A 17089-nucleotide genomic window follows, 5' to 3' on the forward strand; every position below is an offset into this window, starting at 1 on the left:
CCTTTTCAAGAAGGCAGTAGGTGCTCTAGTCACTTGTCTTGGTCGCGCCCGAACGCCGCGTTCGCTTCGTGCCCTTCGAACGCCGGGTTGTTTCCATCATTGAACCCCGTGTCCGGTTCATCGAGAACCAAGGCGTAGCCTCCGTTTAAAATATCGCCATACGCGCGGTTGACGTCGTCGTCAGCGAGACCGAGGTCGAGCAACGCCCGCTTCACTTCCTGCTCACCTTCGGCCACACCCGCGAACTTTTGCATCCAGTTCGCGCTCGCTGCTTCCACTTTTGCGTCGGTGTTCCGTTTGACGAGCGAGACGTCATCTTTGTCTCTCGCGACGACATATAAGTCGCTCTCCTCATAACCTTCCTCGGTCAATTGATCGATTTTGGCGACGAGGGCCGCCTCGTCTTGGTATGTGTCTACAAATCGACGTTTGCTCATCGTGTCTCATCCTTTCGGGTTGTCTGGTCATGAATCGTGACGTCGGTCTGACCGACCTCGGTCACTTTAATTTCTTCTTTACGGAGCGTCTCCGTCATAGTCTTCACGTCTTCGGTCACTTGTTTCCGGACGATAATCTCTTCGACGACGACAGGACGTTTGACGATGAACGCCCGTTCCTCGATGACTTGAATCCGGAGATGGTCCCCTTCGTCAATCGTGCGAATGCCGGGCTGATTAAAGTCATAGTCCTCGAGCACGTCTTCTGACCCTGGTGTCCGCTCCACATGAACCTGTTCCCTGCGGACCGGGACTTCAATCTCTTGAACTGTCTCCGCGACGTGTCGATTGATGACGACCTCGCCCGTTTGAACGGCTTGTTTCTCGACGGTCAAGCGCTCCTCGTGCAAGGCAAGCGTCTGTTCTTCCGTCTCCGGTTCTGATTTCATTTTCGGGCGGCCGGCCTCAAGCGATTGGTCGCCACGGTCGGCATCGACGTACAAGAAGAGTCGTCCCTGCTCGACTTCCTGAGCGAAGCGATCCTGTTGCTCCTTCGTGAGCCGCATGCTACCAAGCCAGCGTTCAATCGGTCGCTCGCTCGATGTGACGAGTGAGGCGACCGTACCCGGTTCGTCGGTGACGAGCACATATAACTTCGACTGGCGTCGGACCGCGTCCGCGACGTCGGCTCGTTTGACGAGGACGTACATGTCCTCTTCGGCGTATCCTTCTCGTTTCAAATCGACCGTTCGATTGAGCAGCGCCTCCGGCTGGTCAAATACTTCAGAGATAATCGCATGTTTCATGGCATTGATTCCTCCTATGGTTACTTGGCGAAAAAAAGGATGGTCCCTCAGAGAGAGCCATCCTTGTCGAGGTACTTGGTCAATCGATTACAGGCGGTCACGCTCGTCGCGACGTTTGCGATCGAGCTCATGATCGCGATGGCGAACGTCGTCTTCCCCTTCGATATGCGCTTCTTCTTTACGCAACGTCTCACGTACCGTTTCCGTATCTTTGACTTTCTCTTTGCCGACGATGATTTCTTCGGCAACGACATCTTTCTTCGTCACATCGACACGTTCTTCCGTGACCGGTACGCGAATCTCATCGCGGTCAGTCGTCGCATCGAACGAATGCCCTGTCGCTTCACGGTCCCCTTCGACACGGCGACGTTCGACATACACTTCATCGTGCTCGACTTCGACATCGACGCGTTCTTCGCGTTCGACGACATCTTTCTCGACGCGAACTTCACCAGTCTGCACACGTTCCTTGTTCACAAGGAGACGCTCTTCGTGCAACTCGAGTTTCTGTTCGTCCGTTAAGTCTGTACGGTTACGGATGTCCTCATCCATATCGTTGAAGCGGTTCGAGTTGACGCCTGCACCTGTTGCACCGATGCCGGCACCGGTTACGCCAGTCCCTGTTCCGAAGTCACGCGCGGTCATATTGCCCGCTTCGTTACCTTCTGATCCGTACCCAGCTGATGTGCGGCCGCCTTCGAACGTATCGTTACGTCCGTCGTCAAACACGCCGTCATTCTTGTCGAGTAAGAGGACCATGCCGCCGTTCTCGATATCTTGGTGATGACGCGCTGTTTCTTCTTCTGAGAAGCCGAGTTTATCGAACGTGTGACGTACTTCGTCTCCGCCGTCTGCTACTCCGAAGAAACGATCGAGCCATGAAGCTTTCGTTTCTTTTACTTCTGCATCCGTTTCGCCGCGAACCATCGAAAGGTTCGACTTATCTTTCACAACGACGTACAGATCGTCTTCGCGATGCCCTTGGGCGCGAAGCTCATCAATTTTTGACACAAGCTCTGACTCCTGATAGTAAGTGCCTACATAACGTTTGTTATCCATGATTGTATCTCCCTTTCAAATTCTTTATTTTTTTGGTTATTGGCTGGGCGGATTCGTAATGATCTGCCATTCGGCCGGTAATGTAGATGTTCCCTTGCAACTCCGTTTCATGCATTTCTTTCACGATTGTAATCTATTTGTAACGATATGACTTTTGACCGATTGATTCCGCTTCTATTATATGCATCCTGATTGAACATAAAAAAACCTCCCGCATGAAACGGAAGGTTTGACCTCATTCAACGATTTCAGTTTTCTTTTTCTGACCACATGACTGACGAACGACCAAATAATGCGGAACGATGACGCGTTTCCCGTAAGGTGGCGCGCTGTCTCCAATCTGTTCAATCAGACAGTTCGTTGCCTCGAAACCGAGGCCGAAGATGTTGATTTCGACCGAAGTGAGCGGCGGATTCGAATGTTCGGCGATGTAGACGTTGTTGAAACTGACGACGGCGACGTCCTCAGGTATCTTAAGCCCCATCTCACTGAGCGTGCTGATGACGCCGAGCGCCATCATATCGTCACTGACGACGACGGCTGTCGGTGGTTCCTCTAACTGGAGCAACTCCCGCACGGCTTTGGCCCCGCCCTTCGTCATGAACTCGGCACGAGCGATATAGTCTTCCCGAACCGGGATGCCCGCCTCCATCAACGCTGTCGCGTACCCGTTGCGACGATCTTGTGTGACGGCGAGTTTATCGGATCCCCCGATAAAGGCGATGCAACGATGGCCGAGGTTGTATAAGTGTTTCGTCACTTCACGCCCGGCCAAATAGTTGTCCGTGTCGACGTACGTAATCGACGAGGCATCTCCAAACGGCTTCCCGACGACGACGAACGGGAATTTTGTCTGACGTAAATATTGAACGACTTTGTCGTCTTCACGTGAGTACAAGACGATGACGCCGTCAACGCGACGGCCTTGGACCATCTCGATGACCCCCGACAAGACCTCTTCTTCGGTCACGCCCGTCGTCATGTAAAGCGAGTAACCGTTTTGGTGGGCTTTCGTACTGATTCCACGCAATACTTCAGGGAAGAATGGATTTTGAAGCGTTTTCGTCGCTGCGCTCGGCATGACGAGACCAATCGACTGTGTCGAGCGGTTGGCGAGACTTCGCGCGTGAATGTTCGGATGGTACCCGAGTTCTTCCATCGAACTGCGTACACGCTCTTTCGTTTTCTGACTGATACGCGGACTGTTGGCGATGACGCGAGACACGGTCGACGGTGCGACATTGGCGTGTTTGGCGACCTCTTTAATCGTGATTTGCATGATGCTCCCCCTTGCTTCCGTTAATTCATAATTCCCTATCACAGGGTATCGTCAGCTCGCGCTCTTGCGACGCTTCCACATGACCAATCCAGTCAAGAAAATCGGGATGGCGATGACAAGTAGACCGATCGTCCACATGTTCACTTCCGATTCCTCGACGATGTAGGCGTTCGCGCTTTCTCCTGCGAGCTTGATGGTGAACGTGCCACGTTTGTCGGTGACAAGTTGTGAGAACAAGAGACCACGAAGGCGTGTATCTTCTCCGACTTCGCTTACCTCGAATTCAATCTCTCGGTCCTCGGCGTTCATATTGATAGCGTACAAAGCGACATCGTCGCCGTCACGACGCTCGAACACGGCCATGCCGTCTTTCGAGGCGATCATGCGTTGTTCGCCGGTCGCGAAGACGGGATATTCCTCTCGCATCCGGTTCATCATCGTGACGTATTCATGGAGCTCTTCATTTCCAGGGAAATCGGTCATGGCCCGGTTCGCCGGATCGGCTCCGCCCTTTTGTGCGTTCTCCGTCCCTTGGAAGACGATCGGCATGCCTGGAGACGCATAAAGGGCGAACAATCCGAGGCGTAGGCGACGCTCGGCCGACTCGGCCCCGCCGAGTTCCGCGACGTGCATGAATCGTTCTACGTCGTGGTTATCGAGGAACGTCGCCATTTGGTTCGGGTCGTTGAAGAACGTCTCGGCGTAGCTGGCGGCCACGTCGATTTCGTCTACACTCGCCGACTTTTGCGTCATCGTCTTCGAGACGCGGTCGTAAAACGTGAAGTTCGTGATGCTGTTGAAGCCTAGGTCATCATATTCCGCGATGTACTGTGGATCCGGATCGAACACTTCGGCCAACAGATAAAAGTCGGGGTCGACGGCCCGCACCGCTTTAACGAAGTCTTCCCAAAACGGTTTGTCGACGTGACGTACCGTATCGAGACGATAGCCGTCAATGCCGGTCTCTTCAATCCAATACGTGGCCGCCTCGAGTAAGTAGTCTTTCACTTCCGGGTCTTCCGTTTTGAAGTCCGGCAAATCGAATAGCCAGTGCGTCTCGACTTGTTCTTGATCGTTCCAAAGCACGATCGGCAACTCGTCATGGAACCAGTCCGGTCGTTCTTCGACCCACGGATGTTTCGGACCGACGTGGTTGACGACGAAGTCGAGGATGACTTTCATGTCCCGTTTATGGGCCTCGTCGACGAGTTCTTGCAAATCTTCTTTCGTCCCGAATTGAGGATCAATGTTATAAAAATCTTTAATCCAATATCCGTGATAGCCGTCCGGCATGTTTTCAAACACCGGTGTCAACCAGACTGACGTGAATCCGAGCGACTCGATGTAATCAAGTTTTTCAATCACGCCTCGGATATCGCCCCCATGAAAGGCTTTCGGGTCATTCTGATCGACCTGGTCATTGTTGTCCGGATTCCCGTCAACGAACCGATCGACCATGATAAAGTACATGCGTTCCTGTTCCCACGATGCTGCTTCTTTCGCTCCGACGACTGTTGGAAACAAAAGAAGCGACAGAAGAACGAGCACGACGCCTCGCCTCATATCGCTTCCCCCTTAAGTGAGTATTATCCTTTCGTACCACCGGCAGTAAGACCCGAGACGAAGTAGCGTTGGAACATGAAGAACAAGAGAACGATTGGGAGGGCCGAAAGGACGGCGCCTGCCGCGAACAACGTGAAGTTGTTGTCGAACTGTCGAGAAATCATGTTGTAAAGACCAACCGCGAGCGTCTGTTTCTCTGGTGTCCGAAGGACGAGCGATGCCAAGATGAAGTCGTTGAACGGGCCCAAGAAGTTGAAGAGGGCGATCGTTGCGACGATTGGCTTCGCGAGCGGCAAAATGATTTGCCAGAAGATACGAAGGTGACCGGCACCATCCATCCGAGCGGCTTCATCGAGCTCTTTCGGAATCGTATCGAAATAACCTTTTGCCAAGTACGTATTCATCGGAATCGCGCCACCGGCATACAGCAGAATGAGCGCTGTGTGCGTGTCGAGAAGACCGAGCATGTTGAGCAATACGTAGATGGCGATGATGGCGACGAATTGCGGCACCATTTGCAAGACGAGGAACAAGACGAGCGAGTTCTTCCGTCCGACGAAACGATAGCGCGAGAACACATAACCAGTGATCGTCACCAAGATGACAGCGAGCGCCATCGTAATGAAAGCGATTTTCAACGTGTTCACATACCATAAACTATAATCCGAAATCGTTAGATCGAACAAGTTTTTATAGTGAATGAACGTCGGATTTTCTGGAATGATTTTTGACGTGATGGTACGACCCGGGTTGAATGACGTCCCTACCACCCAAAGCATTGGATAGAGAATGATGATCGACGCAAGCGTCAAGATGACATAAGAGAACGCCAAATTGATTCGTTTTTGTTTTTTCATATCAAATCATATCCTCGTCTTTGAAAGATTTTGTCCGACGGAACTGGATGACGGCAAGTGTCATGATGAAGAATGACAAAATGAGCGTGATCGCAGCCGCAAGTCCGTATTGCGGGTTGGCTCCGAGAGACAATTTGTAAATCCATGAAATCAAGATATCGGTACCACCGGCAGTTTGTCCCGGTACAGCCGGCCCACCGCCGTTAAAGAGATAGATGATGTTGAAGTTGTTGAAGTTGAACGTGAACTGCGTGATGAGAATCGGTGCTGTTGCGAACAAGAGCATCGGTAACGTAATCAAGCGGAACTTGTCAAAGATGGTCGCACCGTCAATCGTTGCCGCTTCATATAAGTCGCCAGGGATCGATTGCAATACCCCAGTCATGAGCGTCATGATGAACGGGAAGCCGAGCCACCATTGAATCAAGATGAGCGCGCTGCGTGTCGCCGTCGGATCGGTCATCCAGTTGATCGGATCAAGTCCGAACGCTGGAAGGATCGTCGTGTTGAACACACCGAACGATTCGTTGAACATCGAACGGAAAATCAAGATTGTGATGAACGCTGGAACGGCCCATGACAAAATCAAAATCGAGCGGAACAAGCGGCGGAAGCGAAGGCCTTCTTGGTTCAAGAGGACCGCGAGGAAAATCCCGATCGCGATGACACCGACCGTCGAAGCGACCGTCCAGACGAGTGTCCAACCGAGAACGCCGACGAATGTGTCGCGCCAAATGTCGATTTCAAAAATTCGTGTGAAGTTCTCAAACCCGATCCACTCGACAAGTTTTGCCGGTGGTGCGTTGTTGTAACGATAGTTCGTGAACGCGATCAAGAATGTGAAAATGAGTGGTAATACGACTGTGAAGACGAGCAAGATGAGCGACGGGATCAACATCAAGTATGGGAATCCATGGTCGCGCAAGTTGCGGAGTTGCACTTGGAACGTTGGGACGTTTAGGTGCTGATCACGAATGCGACCGACTCGGTAGGCGTCACGAATGTTCCAGATGTAGAACGCGATTCCGAAGAAAAGTAAGATTAATGCGACAATCCCTTCTACCATCAAGAAGATGGAGTGGTCGTTACGAGGTCCTGCCACTTCGCCAAGCGTGATCAATCCCCAAAGGCCACCACGGTCGCCAGGTCCTGCGCCCGCTCCTTTGAAAAAGAGATCGTAGTTTACTGCAAAATAAGACATGATGACGATAAAGAAAGCGATCGCTTTCGCTTTTTGATTGTTATAGAATTGACCGGCTCCCGGAATGATCGAAAGTAATGCGGCGTTCCGAGCATGATTGGTCGGTTTTTCCGGACGTTGTTCCGGCGTTTTAGGGTTCGCGATTGAAGCCATCCTCAATTTCTCCTTTCAATTTGAGCAAATCAATCGAGCAAGCGTTTGCTCAATTCTAGAAAATGAGGGGGAACGCCAGTCGGCGTACCCCATCATTTCATATCCTTATTGGTTGTTTGCTTGGATTTGTTGCTCGATGACTTTAACAGCATCGTCAGCTGATTTTTGTGCATCTTGCTTGCCAGTTGCTACGAGCTGAAGTGCTTGTGCCATTGGCTCCCAAACTTGTCCCATTTCAGGAATGTTAGGCATTGGGATTGCGTTCGTCGCTTGATCGAATACCGCTTTCGCAACTTCGTTCGACGTGATTGTCTCGTTCGACTCGAGTGCTGCTACTGGTGGGATCTCGTTGTAAGCTTCAAACATCTTCAATGCGTTCTCTTCGTTCGTAAGTTCTGCGAGGAACATTTCAGCCCACTCTTGGTTTTCTGTGTAAGCAGAAAGTGCGTATGTCTTCACGCCCATGAACGTCTTGATTGGCTCACCGTTTGGAAGTGTCGGCAATGCAGACGCTCCAAGGTTGACGCCGGCATCTTCGTAACCATCTACGGCCCATGGTCCGTTCATGACTGTGTGTGCTTTCTTCTCAGTGAAGAGTTGGTCCATCGCTTGGCCACCAGACTCGCCGATCAACCCTTTAGGGAAGAGGCCTTCTTGGTACCATTTGCCGATGTAGTCGAAGCCTTCAACTGCGCCTTCGTTGTTCAATCCGATGTCGGTTGGGTCGAGCGCGCCGCCGTCTTCTTTGAAGACGTAACCGCCGAAGCCAGCCACTACACCGTGAGCGAAGTAGAAGTTATCCCAAAGACCGAGGAAGCCGTACTCGCCTTTATCTTTAAGATCTGTAGACAACTTGTACAAGTCGTCCATTGAAGCAGGAGCTTCTGATACCAAATCCTTGTTGTACATGAGGACTGGTGTTTCAACTGATTTCGGATAGCCGTAAGCTTGTCCGTCGAACATAACAGCCGATTTCGAAGCGTCTGTGAACGCTTCAAGTGCGCCTTCATCCGTAAGTGGAGCCAAGTGACCTTGATCAGCGATCGTTCCGATTTGGTCGTGTGGTACGAGAACGATATCAGGACCTTTACCAGATGGGCCATCAAGCGCCAACTTGTCTTTTTGATCCGTCATTTGAACTTCAACGACTTCAACTGCGACGCCGTGTTCTTCTTCAAACGCCTTCGCAACTTCTTTCGTCGTTTCCGACTTATCAATATCTTCCCAAATTACGATTTTTTCTGGCTTGTTCTCGCTAGAAGAACCGCCTTCGTTAGTAGAACCGTTGTCCGTACCGCCACCACATGCAGCAAGTGCACCGAAAGCGAATACTGCCGTTGAAAGTCCTGCTACCATTTTTTTCATCTTCATGATGAAAAACCTCCCCAAGGAATAGTATGGTCAGATTTGCGCAATCGCACTGGCCTACTGATTTTAAACAACTCCGCTACAGAATCAGTAGGTTAGTGAAAACGTTTGCATCCTCACCTCAATTTTTATTATACAGTTGTGTAAGCGTTTTACAAGACTTTTTTTTTAGGAATTTTTCCTGCTGTTGTCCCATTTATCTCTTTTTGAACTTTTTGTAGGTGTTTTTCTTATGAAACAAGGAATCGAACGATTGACAAAATGTAAACGCTTTATTACCCTTTGCTTGAGCAAACGTTTTCACAACTGTTGTTTCTTTTCTGAACAGACAGTGTAAAATGGTTATAACTCTTAATAGAGAAAGGAATTCAAACCCATGATCAAAGAAGCCATCTACCACCGCGCCATGTCCCCTTTCGTGTACAAGTACGACCGAGAAACGATACATATTCGATTCCATACGAAAAGAAATGATATCCAATCTGTTGACTTAATTTGGAACGACCCGTACGACTGGCATTCGGAAGACCCGGCCATGTGGAACTTCGATCCGGACAAGCCGAGCTTTTGGCGCACGTTCGAGACACCGATGGAAAAGATCGGACACGACGACCAATACGACTATTGGTTCATCGCCATCAAGCCGCCATTCCGCCGGCTCCGTTACGGCTTCCGTCTCCATGACGGCAATGAGACGGCCGTCTATACGGAAAAAGGTTGGTTCGAAGATAAGCCGCTCGATGACACGGGCTACTATTTCTGCGTCCCGTTCATCAACCCGGTCGACATCTTCCACGCCCCATCGTGGGTGAAGGATACGGTCTGGTATCAAATCTTCCCGGACCGGTTCGCGAACGGTGACCCTTCTAACGACCCCGAAGGCACGCTCCCATGGAATAGTACCGAGCCGACGGTCACCAACTTCTTCGGTGGCGACTTCCAAGGAATCATCGATCATATTGACCACATCGTCGACCTCGGCATCACCGGCATTTACTTCTGCCCGATCTTCAAAGCGACGACGAACCATAAATACGACACGCTCGATTATATGGAAATCGATCCGCAGTTCGGAACGAAAGAGCAGTTCAAACAACTCGTCGATCTTCTGCACGAGAACGGTATCAAAGTCATGCTCGACGCCGTCTTCAACCATGTCGGCTACAACCACCCTTGGTTCTTAGACGTCGTCGAAAAAGGACCACAGTCAGAGTACCGGGACTGGTTCTATCTTCGTGACTTCCCGATCGAGACGACGCCGAAGCCGAACTACGACACGTTCGCGTTCGAAAAAAACATGCCGAAAATCAATACGGAGCACCCGGCGTTGAAAGCTTATCTATTAGAAGTGGCCCGCTACTGGGTCGAAGAATTCGGCATCGACGGATGGCGGTTAGACGTGGCCAACGAGGTTGATCACGCGTTCTGGCGCGATTTCCGTAAAACGGTCAAACAAGCGAATCCGGATGCGTACATCCTCGGTGAGATTTGGCATGACGCGCAGCCGTGGCTTCAAGGCGATCAGTTCGATGCGGTTATGAACTACCCGTTCACGAACGCGAGCCTTAACTATTTCGCGCTCGACCGGACGTCCGCTTCCGAGTTCCGGGATGAATTGACGCGCGTCGAGATGATGAACACGACGAACGTGAACGAAGTGACGTTCAACTTGATCGACTCGCACGACACCCCGCGCGCCCTCACTCGGGCAAAAGGGCATAAAGGGAAGTTCAAGTTGCTCATGACGTCGATGCTCACGTACACGGGCAGCCCATGTATCTATTACGGTGATGAAATCGGTCTCGAGGGTGAACAAGACCCGGGCTGCCGCCGTTGCATGCCGTGGGATGAGACGCAGGAAGACCGTGAACTGTTCCGCTATATCCAAAAATTGATTCGCCTTCGTAAAGAGCACCCGGTGCTCGCCAACGCCGGCTCGTATCGTTTCAACCTCGTCGATGACGAGTCGAACGCGCTCATCGTCGAACGCTGCACGAAAGACGAGACGTATTTGATATACTTCAATAACTCAGAGACGGTATCGAAGCTGAACCCGCTCTGGCATACAGGAAGCGCTTACGATTTGCTTCACGACCGCGATGTAGACTCACTCGAAGTCGAGCTCGCACCGTTCAGCGCGACGATTTTGAAAATGAAATAAATTCGGTTTTGCACCCGTCTCGGCGGGTGTTTTTTTGTTGAAAATAATTTGCTAAATCCCTTTCTTTTTCATTTCAAAAGGAGTAACATGACCCTTGTGATTTTGACAACGTAAATATTTCATAGAGAGAATTGTAGAAACAAGGGAGAATACACATGCCGAATAAAAACACCGAACAGCTCAGTTTATTTAAAATATCGTGGCCAATCTTCATCGAGCTCGCGCTCCATATGGGGACCGGGATTATCGCCACGCTCATGCTTGCCCATTACTCTGATGCCGCCGCTTCTGCCGTCGGCGTCGCCAACCAAATTTTGAACGTCTTCTTAATCGTCTTCAGCGTGACGTCGGTCGGCGCGACCATCTTAATTGGTCAAGCCATCGGCGCCAATCGGATGAAGAAGAGCCGTGACTTCGCCCGTTCTGCCGTCAGCTTGAACATGTGGCTCGGTGTGATCATGGTCGCCGTCGTGTTCTTGTTCGGTGAGACGTTCCTTCGCCTGTTCGGTCTATCGGATGAGCTGTTCGACCACGGTCTCTTGTTCTTACAAATCGTCGGGTTGTCGCTCTTCACCGAGGCGCTCATCATGGCGCTCAGTTCCGTCCTCCGGAGTCACGGGATGACGAAACATGCGATGCTCGCGACTCTTCTCATCGATATCATCACGGCCATCGGAGCCATGATCGCCGTCATGGGTTGGTTCGGCCTCCCGGTGACAGGTGTCGCCGGTGTCGCCTGGGCCATCGTCATCGCCCGTTTCTCGGCGATGGTACTCTTGTTCTGGATCGTCAAGAAGCGACTCATGCTCCGCTTCCCGCTCAAAGAATTGATTAAGCCGCAACGCGATGATATCCGTGCCTTGCTCCAAATCGGGGTACCATCGGCCGGAGAGAACTTGTCGTATCAGTTCTCACAAATCATCATCACCGGTTTCATCGCCACGATGGGTGAGGCGTCCCTCGCCGCCCGCGTCTACGTCATGAACCTGTCGATGCTCGCCTTCTTGTTCACGGTCGCCGTCGCGCAAGGGACGCAGCTGTTGATTGCCCGTGACATCGGCGGGAAACGGTTTAAAGAGGCGTATACCCGCGCCGTCAAGACGTTGAAGCTCGCCATGTTCGCATCACTCGTGGCCTCACTCGGACTTGCCGTCTTCGGTAAGTCGTTGCTCGGCCTGTTCACGTCGAACCCGGACATCATCGCCGTCGGCGTACCGATTTTATGGGCGACGCTCATCCTGGAGCCAGGTCGTGCCATGAACATCGTCTTGATGGGCTCGCTCAAGTCGGTCGGCGACGTTCGCTTCCCGGTCATGATTGGAATCGCCTCGATGTGGGGCGTCGCCGTCGTCTTCAGTTATTTGTTCGGTCTCCAGATGGGGCTCGGCGTCCTCGGGATTTGGCTCGCCTTCTCACTCGACGAGTGGTTCCGCGGTTTCTTCGCCTTCCGGCGCTGGAAATACGGGACGTGGCAACAAAAAGGCTTCCAGTTCGAACCGAAGCCAACTTCATAACCAATCAAAAAGAAGCGGTCGCTGTGACCGCTTCTTTTTTTATCGATTATCGATTTAAGAATGCCTGCATCGCCTGGCGATGAACGTCCGTCTGCCCACATTTCCGTTGCCAGATAATCTCTTGCTCGAGCCCGTCCTCGAACGAATCGGCTCGGAACAACGCCTTCATGCCTTGCACCGCTGTCGGTGACTTGGCTGCGAGCGTCTCGGCGTATGTCGTCAACCGCTCCAAGTATGCCTCATCCTCGACGAGCTCCGTGACGAGACCGAACGTCTCGGCCTGTTCGGCGTCAATCGTGCTGCCGCTCCACATCCAAGCGAGCGCGAGATCTGGTCTCATCAAGCGTCGTAAATGGTATGGTCCCCCGGCGTCGGCGACGAGACCGATTTTGATGAACGCCGAACTGAACTTCGTCGACCTTGCGACGAGCCGGACGTCCGCGGCGAGCGCCAGACTGAGACCCGCCCCCGCGACGACCCCATGAATGCCGGCAATGATTGGTTTCGGACAGTCGGCAAGCGCCCGCACGAGCGGATGATACACCTCTTCTAAATACACTCCATAGTCGGCGTCACTCTCAATCGTCAAGTCCTGTCCCGATGAGAAGGCACGTCCTTGCCCGACGAGCACGATGACGTGGACGGCCTCATCCGCCACGAGCTGCTCCATCGCTTCCCTCGCCTCGCGAAGCAACGTCTCATTTAATGCGTTCAATTTTTCCGGCCGGTCCCATTTCAGCCAGCCGACCCCGTTCCGCTGTTCCAGTTGAATCGTTTCCATCCTAATTTCCCCCTTCATGATAAAATGAATCACTATTCATTTCTCTATCATGGATTCTGTTTCCTTCTTGTCATGAAAACTTTCCGAGTTCGATTGCCCGACGCTACCACTATTTGCTATTCTTAAAAGAGTCGTTCAACGAAAGGGTGGGACCGATGCAACTGACAAACGCCGCAAGACAACTGAAACAACGGAACGTCCCGTTCACGTATCACACATATGAAGTGGACGAGTCCGACGTCTCGGCCAAGCATGTCGCCGCATCACTCGGTAAACCGCTCGACCAACTGTATAAAACGATTTGTCTCGAGAACGAGCAACGCCGATTCGCCTTCTTTTTGATTTCAGGAGAGCTCGATATCGACTTAAAAGCGGCCGCAAAAGCCTGGGGCGCCAAAAAGGCTTCGCCCGTACCGGTGAAGGAACTCGAGGCACTGACCGGGTACATCCGGGGCGGGGTCTCGCCGATTGGTGCGAAGAAACGATTCCCTGTGTTTCTTCACGACAGCGCCAAACAAAAAGACACGATTATCATCTCGGCCGGAAAACGCGGCTATCAACTCGAACTCGCTCCGGCTGACTTGCTCGGATTCACGGACGGTCGCTGGTTCACTCAATAACAAAGATGGAGGCAATACCTATGTGGAAAGAACGAATCCGCTCGTGGATTCCTAACTCATTTACGTTCGGCAACTTGTTCTGTGGCGTCTTGGCCATCGTCTATGCGGCGCGCGGCGACTTTTCGAACGCGACGTTACTGATTATCATCGCCATGATGCTCGATAGTCTCGACGGACGGCTGGCCCGTATGCTCGGAGTGGCCGGTGACTTCGGGAAAGAACTCGACTCGCTCGCCGATGTCGTCACGTTCGGGGTCGCCCCGGCGTTACTCGCCTACTACACGTTCTTTATCGATTACGGCAATTACGGCCTCTTCTTCGCCGCCCTATTCCCGCTGTTCGGCGCCTACCGCTTGGCCCGCTTCAACTTATCGGCGACGAACGTCACGGCCAGCTACTTCTCAGGCGTCCCGATCACCGCGGCCGGCGGACTGCTCGCCGTCGTGACGACGTTCGGGGACCAGATTAATGAACTGCTCACCCCAATCTTTTTCACGGGTCTCGCCCTGCTCATGGTCAGCCGCGTGCGTATCCCGAGTTTCAAAGATGTGCCGCTCCCGCGCCATTCGTTCATCATCACAGTCAGTCTCATCTACTTGACGTACATGATTTTCGCCCGGTGGAAAGAATGGCCGTCGTTCTGGTTCATCGCCGTCACATTCTACGTCTTATTCATCGCCTTCTCGTTCGTCAAGAAACGAAAACGGATGGCGAATTGATGGGTCCCTCTCGAGGGGCTCTTTTTTTGCATGCATTTATTAGACGGATGTCACAAACCTCTCTAGAATGGTAATAGAGGTGATGAAATGAAAGTGTATCCATGGATTTGGAAATGGTTTTTAGTTTGGTATGTCATCGGGGTCGTCCTCGTTGGCTTTGATTTGTTGCCGAGTTGGCTCGAATGGGCAAACCCGGTATTCTTATGGCTCGCTGGGGCCATCGGTGGTTGGGTGATCGCGGACGGCGTCCGCCACGCCCGCTGGATTGTCCCGTTCATCTTCTTCGGCTCAATCGCTGTCGAGACGCTCGGTGTCAAAACCGGGTTCCCGTTCAGCGAGTATATCTACGCCGAGGCGTTCGGTCCGACCGTGTTCGGTGTACCGGTCACAATCGGTGCAGCCTGGCTCGCCGTCATCGGCTCGAGTTTTGCCGTCGCCCGCTTGTTCTCGTTCAAGAACCGCACGCTCTGGCTCGTCCCATTCCTCGCTGTTTGGCTCGACATGGCAATCGATCCGGTCGCCGCGAACGTGAAAGGCTATTGGGAATGGGCCAATGACGGTTTGTATTATGATATCCCGACGCAAAACTTCGTCGGCTGGTTCGGACTGTCTCTCATTTTCTCTTGGTTACTCGACCGGTTTGAAGTCGAGGCGGAACCGATGTTGCTCGGGCACGGCCGTTATTTGTTCGTCATGCTTCACGCCTTGTTCGGAGTCACGGCCGTCAACGCCGGTCTCTACGGGATCGGTGTCCTCAGCCTCGTGACCGCCGCAGGTCTCATCTTGATAGAACGGAGGAGCCGTCATGATCGAAGCGAGCAAAAAGAAATGGTTCAATAACCTGTTCTCGACGTTCGTCAAAGAGCGTCAAATCCGTCCGTTTTTCCATACGATTCACGTCCGGACCGATGACGTGCCGACACCTGGATTGTTTTTGAGCACACACAGCTCGTGGTGGGACGGGATGATTCTGCTCATGTTGAACGAATATTATTTGCGTCACGACGTCCACGTCTTGATGGATGAGGATGGACTGCGCCGCTTCCCGTTCTTCCGCCACTTAGGTGCGTTCTCCATCAAAAAAGGCAAACTATCGGACGTGCGCGCCTCGCTCGACTATGCTAATCGGCTGTTACTCGCTGGCAAGTCCGTCTGGGTGTTCCCGCAAGGACGTGAGTATCCACAGGAGCATCGCCCGCTCGAGATCGGTTCCGGTGCAACGATGCTGATTCACAATCCAGAAGTCCGGTTGTGCGCCATCTATTATACGTTCGCGTCCCACGCCGCCCCGCTCGTCTATGTGCGGTTCCGCAACCATACGGTCGTCTCTAAGACGCGACGTGACCAAAAACAAGAGCTCGCCAAAGCACTTGAGCGACTATATGACGATACGCGCGACGACGTGATCGCACAATCCGACCGCTATATCGAGCTGTTCCCTCCGAAGCGCAGCTTGGCGGATTGGACAGAGCACGTGCTCCAACTCGGAAGAGGCCGCTCATGATTCTGTTCGTCATCACGTCCCTGATGCTCGTCTTCACGCTGGTGAACTTGCTATTCCTCCGGCCGCTCACCGCTCCGGCCCCTGTCCCTTCGACCGCGATTTGCATCCCGCTTCGGAACGAGGAGCGGAACGTGCCGAAACTCGTCACAAGTTTAAAGGCAGCCTTGACGGATGAATGTCACGTTTATTTGTATGAGGACCGGTCCGAGGACGGTACATATGAGGCGCTCGTTCAAGCGATTGCGGGCGATTCCCGCTTCACCATCTTCCGTGGGGTGCCGCTCCCGGAAGGCTGGGCCGGTAAAGTCCATGCATGCCATCAGTTGGCGACCCGGACGACCGAGCCGTATGTATTGTTCCTCGATGCCGACGTGACGATCGACCCGACGTTCATCGGTCGACTTCACGGCACACTCGCCCGCGAAGGAGCGGTCTTCTTGTCCGGCTTCCCCCGTTTCCCGACACCGACTTGGCTCGGCAAACTGTTGATTCCGATGCAGCACGTCTTAATCGCCCAGCATTTGCCCCTGTTTTGGCGAAAAGTCCGTCATCCTGCCTTCGCCGCGGCCAACGGGATGAACGTCCTCGTCGAGCGGGCGAGCTACGAGGATGTCGGAGGGCACGCCTCGATTCATGATTCATTGATTGACGACATCGATCTCTGCCGCGAGTTCAAACGTCGGAAAAAGATCACGTCGCTCGTCAACGTCTCGCCGTATATCACGTGTGACATGTATGCAACGAATGAAGAAGTCTGGAATGGGTTTTCAAAGAACGTATTCAAGGGAATGAATGAAGCAGTGGGCATCGCCCTTTATTTCTTTCTCTACTACGGCATCCAGCTGTCTGCTTTCATCGTCTTTCTCGTCCGCATGGACTGGATTTCATTCTTGGCGTGCGCGTTCGTTTTGCTCGCGCGCCTCGCCATCGATGTCAAATCGGGTGGCCGCCAGTTTTGGCTCCACCCGTTCAGTCTCATCGCCTACTTGCTCCTCTTGTCGAGCGCGGTCGTGCGCAAATGGCGACGGAAGCCGATTTCATGGAAAGGCCGGACGTATCAATAATTA

16 protein-coding genes are annotated in these 17089 nt (G+C 52.6%); 7 read left to right on the forward strand and 9 right to left on the reverse strand.

Annotation, left to right across the window (positions count from 1 at the left end; translation table 11 throughout):
* Positions 1-29 precede the first annotated feature (29 nt).
* From KNP81_RS12915 to KNP81_RS12950, 8 genes are all read right to left on the reverse strand, one after another.
* Positions 30-437 (reverse strand): general stress protein, encoded by a 408-nt coding sequence (locus KNP81_RS12915; RefSeq protein WP_214720248.1) that lies wholly within the window; start codon positions 435-437, stop codon positions 30-32.
* A complete protein-coding gene (locus KNP81_RS12920) occupies positions 434-1243 on the reverse strand; it encodes a YsnF/AvaK domain-containing protein (protein WP_214720249.1) in 810 nt (269 codons plus the stop codon). Before KNP81_RS12920 ends, KNP81_RS12915 begins: the two co-directional genes overlap by 4 nt.
* Positions 1244-1330: 87 nt before the next feature.
* Positions 1331-2302: a YsnF/AvaK domain-containing protein gene (locus KNP81_RS12925; protein WP_251128896.1), complete on the reverse strand. Its 972-nt coding sequence runs from the start codon at positions 2300-2302 to the stop codon at positions 1331-1333.
* Between the two features lie 235 nt (positions 2303-2537).
* On the reverse strand, positions 2538-3581 hold the full coding sequence (locus KNP81_RS12930) for a LacI family DNA-binding transcriptional regulator (protein WP_214720251.1): 1044 nt from the start codon (positions 3579-3581) through the stop codon (positions 2538-2540).
* Between the two features lie 51 nt (positions 3582-3632).
* Positions 3633-5144: an alpha-amylase family glycosyl hydrolase gene (locus KNP81_RS12935; RefSeq protein WP_214720252.1), complete on the reverse strand. Its 1512-nt coding sequence runs from the start codon at positions 5142-5144 to the stop codon at positions 3633-3635.
* 23 nt (positions 5145-5167) lie between these two features.
* On the reverse strand, positions 5168-6001 hold the full coding sequence (locus KNP81_RS12940) for a sugar ABC transporter permease (RefSeq protein ID WP_214720253.1): 834 nt from the start codon (positions 5999-6001) through the stop codon (positions 5168-5170).
* A gap of 1 nt (position 6002) precedes the next feature.
* Complete coding sequence (locus KNP81_RS12945; RefSeq protein ID WP_052090084.1) at positions 6003-7355, reverse strand: carbohydrate ABC transporter permease; 1353 nt, start codon at positions 7353-7355, stop codon at positions 6003-6005.
* A 105-nt stretch (positions 7356-7460) separates the two neighbouring features.
* Positions 7461-8726 carry an extracellular solute-binding protein gene (locus KNP81_RS12950; RefSeq protein WP_214720254.1) on the reverse strand — a complete coding sequence of 422 codons (1266 nt, stop codon included), beginning with the start codon at positions 8724-8726 and terminating at the stop codon, positions 7461-7463.
* A 373-nt stretch (positions 8727-9099) separates the two neighbouring features.
* On the opposite strand from KNP81_RS12950, the gene KNP81_RS12955 reads away from it, so the two are divergent.
* The gene (locus KNP81_RS12955; RefSeq protein ID WP_214720255.1) at positions 9100-10884 is read left to right on the forward strand and encodes a glycoside hydrolase family 13 protein; all 1785 of its coding nucleotides are present in this window, start codon (positions 9100-9102) and stop codon (positions 10882-10884) included.
* A 155-nt stretch (positions 10885-11039) separates the two neighbouring features.
* On the forward strand, positions 11040-12398 hold the full coding sequence (locus KNP81_RS12960; RefSeq protein WP_021066671.1) for an MATE family efflux transporter: 1359 nt from the start codon (positions 11040-11042) through the stop codon (positions 12396-12398).
* 46 nt (positions 12399-12444) lie between these two features.
* Here KNP81_RS12960 and KNP81_RS12965 read toward each other — a convergent pair whose 3' ends face one another.
* Positions 12445-13179 carry an enoyl-CoA hydratase/isomerase family protein gene (locus KNP81_RS12965; RefSeq protein WP_029595950.1) on the reverse strand — a complete coding sequence of 245 codons (735 nt, stop codon included), beginning with the start codon at positions 13177-13179 and terminating at the stop codon, positions 12445-12447.
* Between the two features lie 155 nt (positions 13180-13334).
* Here KNP81_RS12965 and ybaK point away from each other — a divergent pair, with 155 nt between their 5' ends.
* From ybaK to KNP81_RS12990, 5 genes are all read left to right on the forward strand, one after another.
* On the forward strand, positions 13335-13799 hold the full coding sequence (gene ybaK, locus KNP81_RS12970) for a Cys-tRNA(Pro) deacylase (RefSeq protein WP_058763054.1): 465 nt from the start codon (positions 13335-13337) through the stop codon (positions 13797-13799).
* Between the two features lie 20 nt (positions 13800-13819).
* Positions 13820-14518: a CDP-diacylglycerol--serine O-phosphatidyltransferase gene (gene pssA / locus KNP81_RS12975; RefSeq protein ID WP_021066674.1), complete on the forward strand. Its 699-nt coding sequence runs from the start codon at positions 13820-13822 to the stop codon at positions 14516-14518.
* An 87-nt stretch (positions 14519-14605) separates the two neighbouring features.
* On the forward strand, positions 14606-15358 hold the full coding sequence (locus KNP81_RS12980; RefSeq protein WP_021066675.1) for a carotenoid biosynthesis protein: 753 nt from the start codon (positions 14606-14608) through the stop codon (positions 15356-15358).
* Positions 15324-16022 (forward strand): lysophospholipid acyltransferase family protein, encoded by a 699-nt coding sequence (locus KNP81_RS12985; protein ID WP_214720256.1) that lies wholly within the window; start codon positions 15324-15326, stop codon positions 16020-16022. Before KNP81_RS12980 ends, KNP81_RS12985 begins: the two co-directional genes overlap by 35 nt.
* Positions 16019-17086, forward strand: a complete 1068-nt coding sequence (locus KNP81_RS12990; RefSeq protein ID WP_029595952.1) for a glycosyltransferase family 2 protein — start codon at positions 16019-16021, stop codon at positions 17084-17086. The genes KNP81_RS12985 and KNP81_RS12990 overlap by 4 nt, the downstream gene beginning before the upstream one ends.
* Positions 17087-17089 lie beyond the last annotated feature (3 nt).

Origin of the sequence: Exiguobacterium sp. s149 (assembly GCF_018618395.1) — a bacterium.
GTDB lineage: Bacteria > Bacillota > Bacilli > Exiguobacteriales > Exiguobacteriaceae > Exiguobacterium > Exiguobacterium chiriqhucha.